The 17,639-nt window shown below is 61.1% G+C and carries 17 protein-coding genes; 7 read left to right on the top strand and 10 right to left on the bottom strand.

Features of this window, described 5'->3' with window-relative positions:
- Nucleotides 1–155: 155 nt before the first annotated feature.
- The 7 genes from NP503_RS02880 to minC form a co-directional block, all read right to left on the bottom strand.
- Nucleotides 156–1,613, bottom strand: a complete 1,458-nt coding sequence (locus NP503_RS02880; RefSeq protein WP_127271100.1) for a hypothetical protein — start codon at nucleotides 1,611–1,613, stop codon at nucleotides 156–158.
- Between the two features lie 325 nt (nucleotides 1,614–1,938).
- Complete coding sequence (locus NP503_RS02875; RefSeq protein WP_127268762.1) at nucleotides 1,939–4,143, bottom strand: diguanylate cyclase; 2,205 nt, start codon at nucleotides 4,141–4,143, stop codon at nucleotides 1,939–1,941.
- Nucleotides 4,144–4,412: 269 nt separating this feature from the next.
- Nucleotides 4,413–4,757 (bottom strand): hypothetical protein, encoded by a 345-nt coding sequence (locus tag NP503_RS02870; protein ID WP_127268761.1) that lies wholly within the window; start codon nucleotides 4,755–4,757, stop codon nucleotides 4,413–4,415.
- Nucleotides 4,758–4,805: 48 nt separating this feature from the next.
- Nucleotides 4,806–5,930: a hypothetical protein gene (locus NP503_RS02865; RefSeq protein WP_127268760.1), complete on the bottom strand. Its 1,125-nt coding sequence runs from the start codon at nucleotides 5,928–5,930 to the stop codon at nucleotides 4,806–4,808.
- A 241-nt stretch (nucleotides 5,931–6,171) separates the two neighbouring features.
- The gene (gene minE, locus NP503_RS02860; protein WP_024501686.1) at nucleotides 6,172–6,444 is read right to left on the bottom strand and encodes a cell division topological specificity factor MinE; all 273 of its coding nucleotides are present in this window, start codon (nucleotides 6,442–6,444) and stop codon (nucleotides 6,172–6,174) included.
- A complete protein-coding gene (gene minD / locus NP503_RS02855; RefSeq protein ID WP_013530671.1) occupies nucleotides 6,441–7,256 on the bottom strand; it encodes a septum site-determining protein MinD in 816 nt (271 codons plus the stop codon). Before minD ends, minE begins: the two co-directional genes overlap by 4 nt.
- Before the next feature lie 66 nt (nucleotides 7,257–7,322).
- Nucleotides 7,323–8,123, bottom strand: coding sequence for a septum site-determining protein MinC (minC, locus tag NP503_RS02850; protein WP_127271097.1), 801 nt, complete (start codon nucleotides 8,121–8,123; stop codon nucleotides 7,323–7,325).
- A gap of 295 nt (nucleotides 8,124–8,418) precedes the next feature.
- Here minC and NP503_RS02845 point away from each other — a divergent pair, with 295 nt between their 5' ends.
- Nucleotides 8,419–9,564, top strand: coding sequence for an AAA family ATPase (locus NP503_RS02845; protein WP_236382739.1), 1,146 nt, complete (start codon nucleotides 8,419–8,421; stop codon nucleotides 9,562–9,564).
- Nucleotides 9,551–11,773, top strand: a complete 2,223-nt coding sequence (locus tag NP503_RS02840) for a S8 family peptidase (RefSeq protein ID WP_127268629.1) — start codon at nucleotides 9,551–9,553, stop codon at nucleotides 11,771–11,773. Before NP503_RS02845 ends, NP503_RS02840 begins: the two co-directional genes overlap by 14 nt.
- Nucleotides 11,774–11,778: 5 nt before the next feature.
- On the opposite strand, the gene NP503_RS02835 is transcribed toward NP503_RS02840, so the two are convergent.
- Nucleotides 11,779–12,147, bottom strand: coding sequence for a helix-turn-helix domain-containing protein (locus tag NP503_RS02835; protein WP_127268630.1), 369 nt, complete (start codon nucleotides 12,145–12,147; stop codon nucleotides 11,779–11,781).
- Nucleotides 12,148–12,304: 157 nt separating this feature from the next.
- On the opposite strand from NP503_RS02835, the gene NP503_RS02830 reads away from it, so the two are divergent.
- The 5 genes from NP503_RS02830 to NP503_RS02810 all read left to right on the top strand — a co-directional run bounded on the left by NP503_RS02830 (nucleotide 12,305) and on the right by NP503_RS02810 (nucleotide 15,919).
- Nucleotides 12,305–12,640 (top strand): multiubiquitin domain-containing protein, encoded by a 336-nt coding sequence (locus NP503_RS02830; protein WP_127268631.1) that lies wholly within the window; start codon nucleotides 12,305–12,307, stop codon nucleotides 12,638–12,640.
- Between the two features lie 4 nt (nucleotides 12,641–12,644).
- Nucleotides 12,645–13,058 (top strand): E2/UBC family protein, encoded by a 414-nt coding sequence (locus NP503_RS02825; protein ID WP_127268632.1) that lies wholly within the window; start codon nucleotides 12,645–12,647, stop codon nucleotides 13,056–13,058.
- Nucleotides 13,043–14,455 carry a ThiF family adenylyltransferase gene (locus NP503_RS02820; protein WP_236382736.1) on the top strand — a complete coding sequence of 471 codons (1,413 nt, stop codon included), beginning with the start codon at nucleotides 13,043–13,045 and terminating at the stop codon, nucleotides 14,453–14,455. The genes NP503_RS02825 and NP503_RS02820 overlap by 16 nt, the downstream gene beginning before the upstream one ends.
- Nucleotides 14,452–14,814, top strand: a complete 363-nt coding sequence (locus NP503_RS02815) for a DUF6527 family protein (RefSeq protein ID WP_127268633.1) — start codon at nucleotides 14,452–14,454, stop codon at nucleotides 14,812–14,814. Before NP503_RS02820 ends, NP503_RS02815 begins: the two co-directional genes overlap by 4 nt.
- A 157-nt stretch (nucleotides 14,815–14,971) precedes the next feature.
- The gene (locus NP503_RS02810; protein ID WP_127272007.1) at nucleotides 14,972–15,919 is read left to right on the top strand and encodes a DMT family transporter; all 948 of its coding nucleotides are present in this window, start codon (nucleotides 14,972–14,974) and stop codon (nucleotides 15,917–15,919) included.
- 401 nt (nucleotides 15,920–16,320) lie between these two features.
- On the opposite strand, the gene NP503_RS02805 is transcribed toward NP503_RS02810, so the two are convergent.
- The gene (locus NP503_RS02805; protein WP_027035205.1) at nucleotides 16,321–16,668 is read right to left on the bottom strand and encodes a DUF2934 domain-containing protein; all 348 of its coding nucleotides are present in this window, start codon (nucleotides 16,666–16,668) and stop codon (nucleotides 16,321–16,323) included.
- A 97-nt stretch (nucleotides 16,669–16,765) separates the two neighbouring features.
- Entirely contained in the window at nucleotides 16,766–17,374 is a 609-nt protein-coding gene (locus tag NP503_RS02800) for a BA14K family protein (RefSeq protein ID WP_127272005.1), read from the bottom strand.
- Nucleotides 17,375–17,639: the final 265 nt, after the last annotated feature.

Below are 17,639 nucleotides of genomic sequence, written 5' to 3'. Positions count from 1 at the left end.
CGTGCGGAGCCGAGGCGCGCTACCTTGTCTGTGCGGCGGACCTGTCGATCCGCCTGGCCGGTGCCCCATTGGGCTTACTCTCCGGGTGAGGTGCCGGCCTCCCAAGCACAAAAACAAAGACCTGAGCGCCTGAAGCGCTTCAGGCGCGACACGCTTTACGAAGCGGCGCCGACATTCCTGCGCATGCGCCGCCTGCCCGTCGTCCGTGCTTTCTTCGCCATCGCCCCGGCTATCTCGACCACGCCGTTCTCGGGCGGCCTGCCATTGGTGGCCTTGTGGAGCCGCTCGTAGGGCAGCAATTCCTTGATCCGGGCATTGAGCGAGGCGATCTCGGCTTTGAGGTCCTCGCATTCCTGCCTCTGCACGTCGAACTGTATCTGCTCGGATGCCTGTTGCAGCGTCAGTTGAGAAAGGTTGGCGTTCACCTTGGAAAGACTCATCTTGTCGCTTTCGCTCTCCTGGCTCAGCGCGGACAATCTTTCATCTGCGATCTTCTTTTCGGCCAGGGCATCGTTGAGCTCGCTCTTGAGCCTGGCGACCTCGCCTGCGGCTTCGCTGTTTTCGGACGAGGTTTGCTCCAGCCGCGATTGCAGGTTCTGTATCTCCGAGCTCAGCCCGCGCATTTCCGCCTGGCGGCGAGCCAGTTCGGCTTCCTTGTCGCCTTCCATCATGCGGGCCGCTTCGGTCGTTTCCGACAGTTTCGCCTGTGCGGCCTCGAGCGACTTCTGCAGCCGCATCTCCTCTTTCTCACTCTTGCCGAGCGCCGCCAGCAGCTCCGCCAGTCGCGCTGCTTCGCTGGCATGGATCGTCGACAGCTCGTCGAGCCTGTGGCGCGCCTGCGATTCCCGCTTCAGCGCCTTGTCGAGTTCGATCGACAGGTTGACGTGCTTTTCGCGCAGCATCTTGCTTTCGCGCAAGCGCCTGTTGGCCTCCACCGTCCTGGCGGTCAGCCGCTTGGCGATGTCGCCGAACTCCGCTTCGCGTTTGGCGCTCGAATTGGCTGTCTCCACCAGTTCCAGCCTGACCGCGGCCAGTGCCGCACGCAGCGTCTCCCGGTCCTGGACCAGGCTTGTCTCGCGCTGCTGCAGCGCTTCGAAAGCGCCGTCGCGCTCGCGCAGTTTTTTCACCGCATCGTGCAGCTTTTCCGACAGCGCCCTCTGTTCGGCGGCCAGGGCGGCATTGGCAACCTCCAGCTCGTTGGCGCGCAGGATGTCGCTGTGCAGGATGTTGAGGAATTCGCGCGTCAGATGGTGTGAGGTGCCGATCTCCGACAGCTTGTCGTTGATCTCCTCCAGATAGTCCCTGGCATCATGGAAGAGACCCTCGAAGGCGCTCAATGCGGCCAGCCGGGTCTGTGTATGGGCAGTCAGCCGTGGCGCGGTTTCGGAACTGTCCGCACCCTCGGCATTCCCTGCATTGTCGTCATTTGCCGCGTCGGCCTGGGGTGGCCCGCCATCGGCTGCCGCCTGGGCATCCGGCACATCGTCGCCCTCCGGCGGCGCCAGGTCGTCGGCGTCGAGACTTGCATCCAGCGCGTCCGCCAAATCGATCTGCAGGTCCTGGATCGCTTTATCCACGTCTTCAGCACGCTTGATCAGGCCTCTGAAGTTCATCACCAAACTCCCCTTACGCATACCTCTCTTCGCACTTAACGAATTGCTAATATAGCTTTACATCCGCGGCTTGCGCAGGGGAAGCCCCGTCGGCACAAAGGTAAATTTGGGACATTTGGGGGCTGGAATAGCCCGAACAACCAATGCCGCAGCCGGGAAGAGCCGGATTCCTCTGACGGTGTGGAGGTCTGAAGGACGGCAAGACCGTGGCCGCTCAGAAGAGCCCGCGCGAGACCTCAAGGGCAGCGGAGAAGCTCGCCTGATCTCTTGGCAGGCGCAAGATCACTATCGCAGGGCCGGGCCGAGTGCTCTAACCCAAACGGTCTCAGCTGCTTTTCGGGACTGGTACCAACTGGATCGGAGGTCGCTCGCCGGACGCGTTGCCCAGCGCGATGGCGACCCGGTCGCGCCCATTACCCTTGGCTTCGTAGAGCGCGTGATCCGCGGCATTGGTCAATTCGGCCCAGCCCACGCCATGCTCGGGGTAGGCGGCGACCCCGAACGAGGCTGTAACGGTGCCCAGCGTTCGGCCGCGATGCGTCAAATGAAGCTTCCTGATTGCCTGGCGCAGCGCTTCCGCCCGCTCGGCACCTTCCTGGACCGAGCTTCCCGGCATGACCAGGGCAAACTCCTCGCCGCCGTAGCGCGACACGACATCGCTATCCCTGGCGTGCTCGATCAAGGTGGCGGCGACCTGCTTCAGGACGAGATCGCCGGCTTCGTGGCCGAACGTATCGTTGAACTGCTTGAAATGGTCGACATCGAGCATGATGACCACCAGCGGCTGGCCCGAGCGTTCCATCCGGCGCAGTTCGCGGCTGCTCGTCTCCTCGAGATATCGCCGGTTGAACAGACTGGTGTTCGGATCGCGGATCGACTGCTGCCGCAGCGTTTCGCGCAGGCGCAGATTGGCCAGCGCCAGCGCCAGCGTGTCGACGACGCCGCGCAGGATCTGCTGTCTTTCAGCCAGCCATTGCGGCTTCTCGGCCGCATTCGGTTCGCACAGATGAAGGATGCCCAGCGTTTCGCCTTGCGCGGCCAGAGGCATGCAGACATAGCCCTTCTTGCCGTTCTCGGTGATATGCGCGCAGCGCGGCGTGAGCATGCCGGGGCCGGCGACATGTTCCTGGCCGCGTCTGAGCGCCCAGCAGTCTTCCGGCGCGAATTGCGTGGCGCTCGAGCGGACGTCGCCCCAATGCGCCATCTCTTCCACCAGATTGCGCGACGCGCTGGTCAAGTGGACGGTTCCGCTCAAACCACCGAGGAACTCGGCCATGGCGGTGCCGACCACCGAGAACGCTTCCGGGAAGGTGACGCAGGCCTGCAGCAGTTCGCCAAGCTTCACCAGACGGGTCGTGGTTTCGGACTTTTCGTGCAGTTCACGGTTGAGGAGTGCCAGCTGATCGGCACGCTCGTTGACCACTCCCTCCGCACGGCGCAGCTCGCTGATGTCGTTGAGCGTAAGGACGAGGCCGCCTTCGGATCGGCTGAGCGGACCGCAACTGGCGATGACCGGCAGGTGCGAGCCGTCGGATCTGGCCAGGCGCACTTCGCCCTGCTGCTGGCGGCCCGTGGCTAGCGCCATTTCGATGGGAGAAGCGCCGGCGGCGAACGCGCCGCCTCTGGGATCGCGAATGGTCAGCACCGAATCCCATTGCTGCCCGACGATCTTGTCGGCACGCCGCCCGATCATCATTGCCGCCGCCGGATTGGCGCTGGCGATGCGGCCGTCCCCGTCTAGAACCGCGATGCCTTCGGCAGCCGTCTCGACGATGTCCTCGACATGCGCACGCGCCGACGCAAGCTGGTCCGCCATCGTGTTGAAGCCATCGGCCAGCTGCCCGAATTCATCGTTGCGGGCGTGGCTGATGCGCGTCATGGCATTGCCTTTCGCCAGCGCTTCCATGCCGCGCATCATGTCCCCGAGGCCAGAGCTGAAACGGCGGAGCAGCTGCCATGCAAAGCCGACCGCGACCAGCACGGCGGCCGCCGCGCTGAGGCCAACCAGCCAGAGCAGGCTGTCGGTGCTTTGTTCGGCGGCCTGCAGAACAGGGTCATATTCCAGCAGCACGGCGCCGATGATCGTACCCTCGGGATTTTCGATCGGAACAGCCAGTATGGCGTTCACTTCCTCCGGATCGACAAATCTGCGCGGAATGCCGTCCGCCAGGGTCTGGCCGATTTCGTTGCCGGGGTCGTGACCGAATTTGTCGCCGACCTGGTGCTCTTCGTCTGCGGCATGGGCGAGGATGGTCTTGTTGTTGTCGAGGACCAGGAAATCCCGGTGCAGGCGGCGGTGCTGGTGCAACATGAATTGCTTGAGCGCCTCGGGCCGCTCGAGCAGCGAAGGCGTCCCGTCGGATGATTTGAAGACGATGGTGTCGGCCAATTCCCGCGCGACGTTGGTCGCTTCGGTCAACCCCAACGATTTGGTCGCCACTTTCTGCGTAAAGATCGCGACGCCACCGACCAGCCCGATCAGAGCCGCGGCGGCCACCATGGAGAGAATGATCTGACTCTTGATGCGCATGTCATGGCCCCGCCGAGAACGACGGCATCTCGCATGTCCAATCGAGCCAGCATCTCATTCCCGGCTTTTATTACCAAATGCTTATCAACGTCCTAACGATGCCAGCCCCCTTCTCCTCGCAGGCGCGGCTGGCGCTGCGCTAACGGGGCACCATGACCTGGAAAACCGCAAGGTCGGCGGACTTTTACAGACGCTGGTGTTCAAGGCATGTGTCAGAGGTTTGGTGGGTGGGGTACGCTACCAACCGGCCCCGGCATCGTCACGCCAGTTCAGCAGTAACAGTCGTCGATCATCTTCGCGTTCGTTGCAACCATTTCCCGGACCGCGGTGGAGAACTTTTTGTCACCGGCTCCCTTGGCTGTCGCCTCCGCTCCGCCCGGCGCAGCGGCGATGAAGTTTCTCGTAAATGCCACGAGCCCGGGTGGTCCTTTCATCGTGGTAAAGCCGCGCTCCTTGCAGGCGTCGAGAAACTCCTGCGCGCGACCCTGTTCGATGATCGCGCGTATGTGAAGCACCACGCCTTCGACAGAGAGTTTTTTGGTATGCCGCCTTGTCGTGCCGTCCTTGGTCCTGAACGAACTCGCGCCCGCCGCCGTTCTGGTCGCCTTTGCCATGGGTTCCTCCTAGGTTGATCCGCCTGTCGATGCTGTCGCGCCGTGAAACTACTCTCCGGTGATCAGCTCGAGTACCTTGGATTTCCTGTCGCGATAGTTGCTGTCGTCCACGCGCTGAAGCTCGCGCACCCCGGCCTCTACCTGGCGCTCATACTCTTGCTGCTCCGCCTTGCTCCGTGCCTCGGCTACGGTCAGTCCCCCCTCCGTAGGAGGCAGTTGCATGACCAGCGTCAGTGTATGGATGTCCACCCTTTCCGTGGTGGCTGTCAGCGTGCTGCCCTTGACGTCGGTGCCGCTTAGCCGTTTGCCCAATTCGAGTTTCGGGCTGATACCGGCATGCAGAGTCGTGGTGAAAACAAGCGTTTCATTCATGGAGGGCACTGGCACCTTGTCCCGCTGCGTGAACAGGTCGGCTTCCGATATCTGGCCGATCAGGTTTCCCGACTGGTTGGACGTTATGAAACTCCTGACGATTTCAATCAGATTGAGCTTCCCGGCAATCGGATAAGCGCCGTTCGGAAGAGGCTCGCCGCCCGCAAGCTCGGCCCGGAATTTGTTGCACTGGCGGATCGTCGGAAGATTGGTCAGCAATTCGTCGACCCGGTCCTTCTGGACAAACTCCCGCTTAGCCCGCCGCTTGCCTTCGAACGATGCGTCGATGGGGCTGGTCAGCGTTCCTCGGGTAAATACACTCAAAAGATCGACACTACCGCCCAGATTGTCGGTCTGGGTCATGTCGAACACATATTTGTAGAAGATAAAAACCTTGGAGTAAGTCTCAACAACTTGCTTGAGCTGCTTTTCTTTATCATGAAGATTTTTGTAGCCTGACGTGAAAAAATCCCGAAATACTTTAGACTCATTTTTGGCCTTCGCTTTTGCGATGTCATCCTTGCTGAGCGTGGCGCTGTCGGGCGGCATGAACCGCGCCAGATGGTCGCGACTGAGGCTGGCCGCAACCGCCATATTGTATTTGTCCCTGTCCAGGGAGAGCGCGCCGATCAACAGCGTGATATAGGCATCGCGCATTTCGCAACGGATCGCCTGGGCGATGCGGGCAGTATCCAGGCCCCCCGTGACCTGCTGGGTCGTCGGCCGTACGGCGCAGGCAAATAAAACCTGAGCGGCGGCCAACAATGCGGCCGCGCGGCAAATCGTTCTATACAGGCGCAAGTTTCCCCCCTGAGCCAATCCAGATTTATACTGGAAAGGCGCAGTAAATCAACAATTGCCAACTTGTGTCAATTGGGAGTTTTAGAAATTGTTAATTTAGAGCGTATTACCTGCGGTCTTTGAAGGCGGCATGGACGCGGGTGAATGCCGGTCGGGATGGGCTGCCGGCGCTAGCCTGCACGACGCACGGTTCCTCACCCCCCCCCATGAAATGAGGGCGAGGAACCCAAGTCTTGCTAAGTCACCCCGCCATGGCCAGCGGCACGGCGCTCTTGTTGGGGATCTGGATGTCGATTTCCAGCGTCGACATGGTCTCGCCGCGGTCCATCGAGACCTGCAGATAATCCTGGTCGATCTGCACATGCTTGGCGATGACGGCCATGATCTCCTCGCGCAGGATGGAGACGAGGTCTGGCTGGCTGCGGTTGCGGCGCTCATAGGCGAGCAGCACTTGCAGCCGCTCGCGCGCCACCGGCGCGCTGGAGCGCCGCTTGAAGATGTCGAGCAGGTTCATGCCGCCCTCCTTCCCAAAAGACGATCGAGGAAGCCCTTGCGCTCGAAGGGCACGATGACGGGCAATTCCTCGCCCTCCAGCCGCCTGGCGGCGTCGATATAGGCCTTGGCAGCGGAATTGAGCGGCTCCGACAGCGTCACCGGCGAACCGAGGTTGGAGGCGCGCAACACGTCCTGGCTTTCCGGAATGATGCCAAGCAGCGGCACCGACAGGATTTCCAGCACGTCGTCGATGGACAGCATTTCGCCGCGCGACGCACGCGCCGCATCGTAGCGCGTCACCAGCACATGCTTGGCGATCTGCTCGCCCTGCTCCGCCCGCAAGGTGCGCGCGTCGAGCAGGCCGATGATGCGGTCGGAATCGCGCACGGAACTGACTTCCGGATTGGTGACGATGACCGCCTCGTCGGCAAAGCGCATGGCGAGCTGCGCGCCGCGCTCGATGCCGGCCGGGCTGTCGCAGAACACGTAGTCGAACACCGAGCGCAGCTTGTCGATGACTTCGCCGACGCCTTCCTCGGTCAGCGCATCCTTGTCGCGCGTCTGCGAGGCCGGCAGCAGGAACAGCGTCTCGACCCGCTTGTCGCGGATCAGCGCCTGCGAGAGTTTGGCCTGGCCCTGGATGACGTTGACGAGGTCGAACACCACGCGCCGCTCGGCGCCCATGATCAGGTCGAGGTTGCGCAGGCCGACGTCAAAGTCGACCAAGGCCACCTTCTTGCCGGTCTTGGCCACGGCCGCCCCGAGGGCCGCCGTCGAGGTCGTCTTGCCGACGCCCCCCTTGCCCGAGGTGACCACCACTACCTTGCCCATTGAAAAGCCTCCGTTGTTGTTTTCTTGGTCGGGCGACCATCGGCCGCCCCAATATCGAAACGAATGTCAGCTCAGCGTCGAAACCCGCAAGGCGTCCCCATCGAGAAACGCCTGCACCGGCTTGCCGCGCGAAACACCTTCCATTTCCTCGGCGGTGACGTACCAGCCGTCGACCGCCAGAAGCTCCGCCTCGTTCTTGCGGCAGAAGATGCGCGCGCCTCTGTTGCCCAGCGCACCCGCCGAAGCGCGCCCGCGCAGCGTGCCGTAGACATGGATCGAGCCCGCCGCGATGATCTCCGAACCGGACGCGACCGAACCGAGCACGATGACATCGCCATGCGGATGCACGATCGCCTGGCCCGAGCGGATCGGCGCCTTGATCATCAGCGTGCCCGAAGCTTCAACCTGCGGCTCGCTATCGCCCGCCTTGCTTGCGTCAACCTTGCCGTCGCCGGCCTTGGCCGCGCCGGCTTCAGGCGCCCTGCCCTCGGCCTTGCCCTCTTCGGAAACATCCTCCCGCGCCTTGCGGGGCAGCAGCCCATCCGTCGTCGCCTCCTTGGCGCCGACCAGCACCGGCGGCAGGTTGGGCGCGAGTGCGGCGTGGCCGTCGAGCTCGATGGCGTAGATGCGGATGCCGCGATGGCCAAGCACGTCGACCAGCGATTCGATCGCGGCGACATCGGGCTTCAAGGTGTTGAGATCAAGCACCACCGGCCGCCCGGCAAAATAGCCCGGCGAGTTGCCGATCCAGTGGTCGAGCCCCTCGAGCCACACGTCCAAAGGCGCTTCGGGCGTCAGCGTGAAAGCGACGAAAGAGCGGGCACGGAAACGAATGGATTTGGCCTCGAGGGGGGCGGCAAAAGTCACGGCTGGCGAATCCTTACTGAGAGGTAAACGCTAGCGAGGGAATGGTTAATGAATGGTTAATGCGAGGGGGGTGGAGTAAGGTTTCCAGCAGTGCTGCGCGCGGTCAAGAGATGGAGGGTTTTGGGGCAAAGCATAAAATCATCACGTATTTCGTTTTCATCTCTTCCAATTTTTATATAATAATATCAATATATTATAAGAAATTGGAAGAATATTTCACGCAGGCGGTTTCATTTTCTTCCACGGCTATGTAGGCTTCATCGGAGTTGAGGATTTGGGCCGAAATGGATACGCCGTGACAACCACAACGTCGAAATTGGAAAAAGACATAATCAATCTGGCGCGCATCGCCTTATCAGGTCGGACGCAAGACGTAATGCAGATGGTGCATCGGATGGCCAAAAACCATCGCGACAATGCACCAGACCTGTCGAACGGTCTCGTGGAGTTGATGCGGGAAGCTCCCACGCGCGCTTCGCCCCTCCGTCGGCAAACGGAGGCTGTGTTGCCTGTCGACGTCGATACGCGCTTCGCCTTGTTGCGGATCGAAGAAACACCGGCGTTGGATCATGAGCCGATCTTTTCCGCTGAAGTGGACGAAGGGCTATCACGCATCGTTGACGAGCGCGCACACGCGCAGGCGCTCCTGAAGGTCGGACTTGAGCCTACACGGTCGGCCATCTTCACTGGACCGCCCGGAGTCGGCAAAACGATGGCGGCGCGGTGGGTCGCCCGCGCGCTAAAGCGTCCGTTGCTTATCCTCGATCTCGCAGCTGTAATGAGTAGCTATCTGGGCCGCACCGGAACAAATCTCCGGCACGTTCTCGACTACGCAAAGTCGATGGACTGTGTTCTCCTCCTTGATGAATTGGATGCGATCGCCAAGCGCCGTGACGACCGGGGCGAGATCGGTGAATTGAAGCGACTCGTTACGGTCTTGATCCAGCAAATCGATGACTGGCCGGCGACGGGACTGCTTCTTGCGGCGACAAATCACTCTGAGCTTTTGGACCCAGCCATCTGGAGACGTTTCGATCTTTCGATCGAATTTCCGATGCCGGACGCGAGAGGCATATTCTCTTTCGCACAAGCGGCTTTGGCGGGCCACACGGAAAAGTCAGATCAATGGGCGGCAGCCTTGTCTGGGGCGCTGCTCGGCAAATCGTTTAGCGATATTGACCGAGATCTCAAATCGGCTCGTCGCACCGCTACAATCCGGGGCGGCGAACTCACCGACTATCTCACAAATCTTGTTCGACCTGACACCCTCGGAAAACCAGAGAGGATTGCTCTCGCCCGTACACTTGCGAATGAGGGACTAATGTCGCAACGGGCGGCGCAGCAACTCACGGGCGTTGCGCGCGAGACGATTAGGGGTGGTGGAACGTCGATGCTAAAGCCGACGTCACGCGGAAAGCGAGCACGAAATGGCGAAGCGTAATTTCCTCCTGGGAAAAGGCGAACGACTAACGAGCAATGTCGTCGTTCGCGGAGGGGCGCCGAACAAACAGGCCCCCTACACGTTCGCAGAAGCCCGTGAGCGGCTGACGCCCATGCTGGCCGCGACCGTGGAAGCACTCAACGAGTTGCCGGAAGCGGCATGCCCGGATGGTCAGGCCGTTGCGTCGGTGACACTCAATCCCGAATATATCGCCAAATCCTTCTATCCGTCCGATCTGTTTCGGCAGACTGGATTGCAGGCGGTGGGCAGCCGCCCGCGCCGCATCAAGCCAGCCAAGAAATCCAAGGGACGGGAGCCTCAGGAAACGCTCACCACGGAGCTGTTCGTGCTTGGCCCAAAGGATGCGTTCCGTTCGTGGGAACGGTCCCTTCCCGCCTGGGTCTCCGGGACGCATCTTGCGGAAGATATGGTGACGATTGAAGAGATTGCCGCTCCGACGGCGCGTGACAAAATCAAGGGTCCGCTTCCCAAAAGCAAGGACGCGGTGTTCGAAGTCGTCCTTCACACCGATCAGCTTTTCGGAGAAACTGAGGCTCTCCCTGCATTTCAAAAGTATGTCCGGTCGCTCGGTATCGATCAGAAGTTTGACAAGCGCTTTTATGCAGGCGGGCTGTGCTTCCTCGAACTTGAGGCGCCGGTCGCACTCGCTGACGAGATCGCCACGTTCACGATCGTTCGCGCGTTGCGGGAGATGCCGCGGCTTCGAATTCTCCGTCCGGCTTTTCGTACATCCGGCGTGCCGTCGCAGTCACTGACGCTGCCAACGAAACCCGCCCTCGACCCATCCATCAAGACTGCGATATTCGATGGCGGGCTTCCGGCCACGCATCCGCTTGGCCCTTGGTCAACAGCGATCGACGGTCCGCATGTTGGCGCGTCACATCCCGAACTGCTTAAACACGGGCTGCAAGTTACATCGGCGCTGCTATTCGGACCTCTCGATCCAACCAAGCCTGTGCCGGTCCCCTACTCCAATGTCGATCACTACCGCGTGCTCGATATGACGCCCGGGCAAAACCCGCACGAGCTCTACGAGGTTCTCGAACGCATCGACACCGTTCTCAACAATACCGACTACGACTTCGTCAATCTGAGCCTCGGCCCGAGTCTCTCCATTGAGGACGACGATGTCCATGCCTGGACCGCAGTGCTCGACGAACGGTTTTCGCAGGCCGACACACTGGCAACGATCGCCGTCGGCAACAATGGCGAAGGCGACGCCGCCATGGGGTTCAACCGCATCCAAGTGCCGGCTGATTGTGTCAACGCACTCGCGATCGGCGCCGCAGATTCTCCAGATACGCCTTGGCAGCGAGCGGCATATAGCGCCGTAGGCCCCGGCCGCAGTCCGGGCTTGGTGAAGCCGGATTTTGTCGAATTCGGCGGCTCGATGCAAAGACCTTTTCTCGTTGTCGCGGAAGGCGGGGTCAGCAAACTGGATCCAACCGGCGGAACGTCGTTCGCCGCTCCGAGCACGCTCCGTCTCGGGACCGGTATTCGCGCACATTTCGGGCACAATCTCAACCTGCTCGCCGTGCGAACGCTGCTCGTCCACTCGATTGAGGCGAGCGAGATTCCGCACAACGAAGTCGGCTGGGGGCGCCTGGCGCGCAATATCGACGACATCGTTCTTTGCGAGGACGATATGATCCGTGTGATTTATCAAGGCAAAATTTCGCCCGCGAAATACATTCGGGCGATGGTGCCGATGCCCGACAGCGAATTGTCCGGCATGGTCGAGATCACGGCGACGCTTTGCTACAAATGCAACACTGATCCGCATCATCCCGGCAATTATACGCGTGCGGGTTTGCAGGCGACCTTCCGGCCGCATGACGAGAAGTTCAAGAAAGACGATCAGGTTCACCCGAATACCAAGTCGTTCTTCGGCGACCCCGGACTCGGCGCCGGGGAAGACGAACTGCGCCGCGATGCCTGGAAATGGGAGAATTGCCTGCACGCGAGCAGACGGCTCAACGCGAAGAGTCTCAGCCGGCCATCTTTTGACATCCACTACAATGCGCGTCTCGAAGGCCGGAGTTTCTCGCCGGCCGAGCAGCTTCCCTACGCACTCGCCGTGACAGTCCGCGCGCGCAAGATCGCAGATCTTTACGACCAGATCGTACGAAAATACGCCACGGTGCTGGAGCCCATCAGGCCGGTGGTTGACATTCCGGTGCGGACATAGGGAGGCTATTTCGAACTGCGAAGGAACCGAAGATATTCCAACAGTTTGACGTCTTCTTCGGGTGAAAGATTGAGCTCTGTAAAGCTGTTGCGCGCCGGCTTGTGCGCCGAAGTCTTCGAAGTGACGGCGTAGCCCGCCATCTGCATCAGCTGCTCGTAGTTTATTCGGTACACCTGCGCGAGAACATGGAGCACGTTGGGCGACGGTTTCTTGATCTTGCCGTTCTCAATCTGGCTCAAATACGCGTTCGAGACTTCGCGTTTTGTGGCTGTTTCGACCTCCCGCAGTTTCATGCCGCGGTCTTCACGAATCGAGGCCAAATACTGCCCAAGGCTTGCCTTCAGTTCAGTTTTTCGTTCAATCGTGTTATTCATTCTTCACCATAACCGTTTGATTCCTTTCGGATTATAACACTTTTTGCTCAGTCTGTCAAGCGTGCTAATTTCTGCTTGACGTTCTTAGCAAGCTTCTGCTAGTATGCAGAAAGTTGCCGGCAAAGGGATCGGCATCGCCACTTGAAGGAACATAAAAATGGATACCCACGAGAACGGGATCGATCCCGGTGAAGAACAGGTCCTCGACGACATCATCGACCTCGAGGAATACGCCAAGCTTGGCAAGCAGCCCCCGCTCGCGAAAGGATACCGGCTGCAGGTCAACGGCAAGCCGTATGTCATCCTGAAGCCGAATCCGACCGGCGAGGAAATCCTGACGCTGGCGGGTCTCCTGCCCGCCAAGGACTATACGCTCCGCCTCAAAATGGCGGGCGAGCGCCCCGAGAAGATCGGGCTGCACGAACCTATCGACCTGCGCCGCAAGGGTATCGAAAAGTTCAAGGCCTTGCCCCGCGACCAGACGGAGGGCTGACAAGATGTCCCTGCGCCGCAACTTTGAACTCGGGGAGGAGGACGAGGCGTTCCTCCAGCAGTATGAGCGTCCGTGGGAGACCATCATCGACGGATCGCCATGGGTGCTTATCCACGACTTTCCCGTGCCCAAGGGCTACGACCATGACAAGGTCATAGCGGCGATCCGGATCGAATCCGGCTATCCGCATGCCCAGCTCGATATGGTTTACTTCTATCCCGGACTCCAGCGCATCGACGGGCAACCGATCGGGCGCACGGAAGCACGGCAGGCCCTGGACGGAAAGACGTTTCAGCGCTGGTCGCGGCACCGCACGGGAGCGAACCCGTGGAAACCCGGCTTCGACAATTTGGGCACGCATATCTTCCTCGTGGAAGAATGGCTTGAGCGAGAGTTCGAAAAATGCCCGGCAAAATGAGCCTCGCCCTATCGGGCGATCAGCACGCTCATCTGAAGAGCTTCCTCTTCCCCGGCGACGGCTGCGAAGCCGTCGCTATTCTTCTTTGTGGCCGCCGCAACGGTGACCGCGTGCACCGGCTGACGGTACGCGAAATTCATGAGGTTCCATACGATCAGTGCCTTGAGCGTTCGCCAATTCGCGTGGTTTGGAGTCCCGATTACATCGCGCCGATCCTGGAGAGAGCCACCGAGAAGGGGCTTTCTATCATCAAGGTGCACAGCCATCCGGGCGGATATCCTGAATTCTCGGACATCGACGATGACGGCGATCACCGGCTTCTACCGATGATCCGCGGCTGGGTTGAGGCGAATATCCCGCACGGCAGCGCGGTCATGTTGCCTTCTGGTGAAATGTTCGGCCGCGTGCTGCTCGACTACGGCGTCATGCGTTCCTTGAGCTGCATCAGCGTGGCGGGCGATGACCTCCTCTTCTGGTATCCGAACAGCGGCAACGTCGAGGTTCCGAGTTTCGCCGCCTCGCATGCGCAAGCGTTTGACGAAGGCACGATCGAACGCCTTGGCAAGCTTTCCATCGGCGTTATCGGCTGCTCGGGAACGGGCAGTCCTGTGATCGAGCAGCTGATGCGTCTTGGGGTCGGCGAACTTGTCATCGTCGATGATGATGCGATCGAAGATCGCAACGTCAATCGGATCATCAACTCCACAATGGAAGATGCCCGGCTGGGCCGGAAGAAAGTCGACGTGATCGGCGACGCCATCGACCGAACCGGTGTTGGCACCAAAGTCATTCGGCTGGCCCAAAATCTGTGGGACCCGGACGTCGTCCGTGCGCTTGGACAATGCGATGTGCTCTTCGGTTGCATGGACACGGTTGATGGACGCTACCTGCTGAACTGTATCGCAACCCAGTATCTCATCCCCTACTTCGACATCGGAATAAGGCTCGACGCCGTACGTGATGGGTATAATCGCGGACAGATTCGGGAAGTGTGCGGGACGATCCACTACCTACAGCCAGGCCGCTCGTCGCTGATGAGCCGCGATCTGTTCTCGATGGATGACGTGTCGGCCGCGGGACTACGCCGCACAGATCCCGAGGCGCATCTATTGCAGGTCGAAGACGGCTATATCAGAGGTGTCGCAAATCGCCGACCCGCCGTGATCAGCGTAAACATGCTGGCCGCGGCACTTGCCGTTGATGAATTCCTCGCCCGGCTTCACCCGTTCCGCGAGCTGGTCAATCGGGAGTATGCAAGCGTTACGTTCAGCCTCGCCAGCATGGAACTGATCACCGAGCCCGAAGTAGGAATATGCTCTATCCTGTCCTCGAAAGTGGGCCACGGCGATGTCCGCCCGCTTCTGGGCATACCAGAGCTCGGAAAGCGGACTACATGACCTGGCTGATTCAGTTTCTGGCGTGGCTGCTTTCGCTCCCGGGGCGCTGGTTCGATCGACCATACAAGACGATCGTCGTGCGGATCGCACTCCCTGGAAAATTGCGTAAGAAGACCCTCTACGTTGTCGAAGAAGACGGCTTCGAAGAACAAGCCGCAATGCTCTGCCCTCGCTGTCACGACCACATCCTTCACATGAATCTGCTGCCCGACGAGCGACCCTGCTGGAAAGTGACGCGGCATGAAGACGGCACAGCGACGCTGCACCCCTCCGTCTGGAGGAAAAAGGATTGCGGTGTTCACTTCTGGTTCCGTCATAGCCGTGTCGAGTGGGTGAAGGAAACGACGACGCTGCAATAGGTTGGTAATCCCATGGACGTTACCCTTCCTCGCTCCGTCGAAGAGATAGGACGGCCGAGCGTGGCTTCCTTCTCAGCCTTTCAAAACGGATGCACGACCCAGCGACACAGGCTATGTTGCCCCGTCCGGCCGAGGTCGTCGAAGGGGGAGGCATGACATGCAGGCAATGCCGATAGCGCATCAAGCCGCGCAACCCGTGGTCTCCCTGACCGGCTATCCGGCCGCCGTGCTGTGCTGGCTGCTTTCGGCTGGTGTCTATATCGCGGCCAAATGGGTGGCGCCTGAAATGCCGCCCTGGGGCCTCTGCTTCTGGCGGCTGACGCTGGCCTGCGCCATCCTGCTGCCGATCGTGCACCGTCATCACGACGCGATGATCGGGCTTTTGCGAACGCGCGCCGTGGAGGTCGTCGCCGTGGGGGCGATCGGCCTCACGCTGTGCCAAGGTATGATCTACCACGGCCTCAACGACACCGACGCCACCACGGCCGGCATCATCATGGCGCTGTCGCCGGTCATGACGATGGTGCTCGCCCGTTTTGTGCTTGGCGAGCCGCTCGGCCTGTGGAAGTCGCTTGGCGCCCTGGTTGCGCTTGCCGGGATGATCTTCATCGTTGCCCATGGCAACCTGACGGCGCTGCTGCAACTCAAGCTCAACGCCGGCGAGCTGTGGATCGTCGGCAGCGCGTTCTGCTGGGGCCTCTACACCGTGCTTTTGCGCCGTGCCAAATTCGGCATCGAACTCCTGCCGATGGTCGTGCTGCTGCTCGGCGCCGGTGCGCTGGTCGCCTTGCCTTTCCATGTGTGGGAATTGTTCAACGACGAACGCTCCGCCATGGACGTCGACAGCCTTCTCGCACTCGCCTATCTGGCAGGTCCCGGCGGCGCCTTGATGTACTATCTCTACAACAAAAGCGTGCAAACGCTGGGCGCGAGCCGGGCGAGCATGCTGCTCTACCTGCAGACGGTGTTCGTGGCCATGCTCGCCTATCTGCTGCTCGGCGAGGGCTTGCACGATTACGATCTGGTCGGTGCGGCCTTCATCGTCGCCGGCATCGTACTCGCCACAATGGTCAAGCCCAGGCCGGCTCAACCACGCGTGGCGTAGAAATCTCGCGGGTGACGGCTGTGCGGCGGGCAACAAAAAACCCGCCTGCGCGGCGGGTCACTGGCGCAAATCAGCACCATAGGCAAAAATGTAGCATAGCTGCCCTCACCGGTCAAGAAAAAATTCCTATCCACGTCAGCCAAGGTGCCCGCCGGACACATGCATTCCCGGGCCAGCGGCGCACTTGCGGTGGAGGCCGACATTCAAACGAAAGTAAATTCAGTTCCAACTTGACGGAACATTAGCTAGAGCTAATTGTTGATCTGTGCGGCAGGTGGTGCCCTCCATCGCCTGCCGAAGATCGGCCGTCCGATCGGCCCGCGTCCTCCGCCAGAGGCGCGGGCTTTCGGGCCGGGTGACCGGCCAGCCCTCGCAACGGTAGTTCTGTCCTCAGCTTCCGGTCATTTCGCCAGTCCCTCATCGGGGTTTCGCCGCCTTTTGGCCTTCAGGCTGCGGGCGGCTTGCTCGATTGCCGCGCGGTCATTGCCCAGGCGGTCGAGCAGTTCCTGCGCCTCGTCGCCCGATATGCCGGTGCGCACCGCCAGCGCCTCGACCTCCAGCACGTCGGAGCTGGCGATCTCGCCGGTTTCGGGCAGCGCGTCATCCGCCGTCAGCGGCAGGGCCGACTCGCGGTCGATCTCCGCCTCGGCCTGGTGCCAGTGCCGCTCAGGGTCGCCGTGCATGCGGCCTTCCCGTTCCCAGATCTGGTAGGCGCGCTCACGAATTCTGTCGTCCCGGTCGTCGCTCATGGTCAGTCCTCCTTGGGGTCAGGGTTGAACGCCGCGCCAGTGCGGACGCTCCGGAAAATCCGCGCGATCGGATCGCCATGCCGGGCGGCGCGCGGGGCTACTGGCATTGCCGTCTCGGGCCGCCTGAATAGGGCTGGTAGGAGTTGTCTTCCGGGCGGTAGGAGCGGTAGCGGCTGAAGCAGGAATCGACATGGTCGGCCGAAAGTGCGGCGCCGCCATCGTCGGCAACGTAGACGCCCAGGCCGGCGCCGTTTTCGTCGCCATCGCCGGCGGCGGGCAAAACAGCCTGACCGGCGGCTTGGAGATAGGGCGAGATGCAGGGGCGCAGCTGCCCGCTGTAGGAGCGATAGCTGTTGTCGTCCGGATGGTAGGAGCGATAGCGGCTGGCGCACCAGGCGAGATGCGAAGGCGGCAATTCGGTCGTCGTGGGCGCGATCGCGCCGGTGACCGTCGGGTCGGGCGGTGTTTCCTGCGGTTTGGCGGGGATGTCGGGCGGCGCGGACTGTTTGGCCGGCAGGCGTTCGAGGCCCTGCCCGGCCTTGTTCACCGGCCGCGCCTTTTTGGTCCACAGCTCCGCCACGCTGACGGTGGCCGTCGCCTGGCGCGGCGGCTTTGCGGCAAGCAGCCAGGCCGCAAAACCCAGTCCGCTGCCGAAGACCGCAAGGGTCAGCACGAAGCCGCAGACCAGGCCCAAAACCGCTTTCACGACACGCTCCTTAAGTCCCTGCTCATAGAATGCGGGGCCTCAAGGCTGGTTCCAGAAAAACGCCGGCGCCGAAGCTGCCAATCTCCCCACAGGTGGGGGAGATGGCCGGCAGGCCAGAGGGGGGCGCCGTAGGGCGCTCACGGGCGGAGGCTTCCCCTCCCCCGCAAGCTCCAACAAAGAGGGCCACCCCCCGCCCAGACACAGTTCAGAAACAATATTCAACAGTTCGGAAAAACTGCCGAAAAGATCGGATGGCATAAGCATC

Origin of the sequence: Mesorhizobium sp. SEMIA396, assembly GCF_024518615.1 — a bacterium.
In the GTDB taxonomy this organism is placed as follows: domain Bacteria; phylum Pseudomonadota; class Alphaproteobacteria; order Rhizobiales; family Rhizobiaceae; genus Mesorhizobium.
The sequence above is the reverse complement of the archived record's forward strand: the minus strand, read 5'-3'. Positions and strand labels throughout refer to the sequence as shown.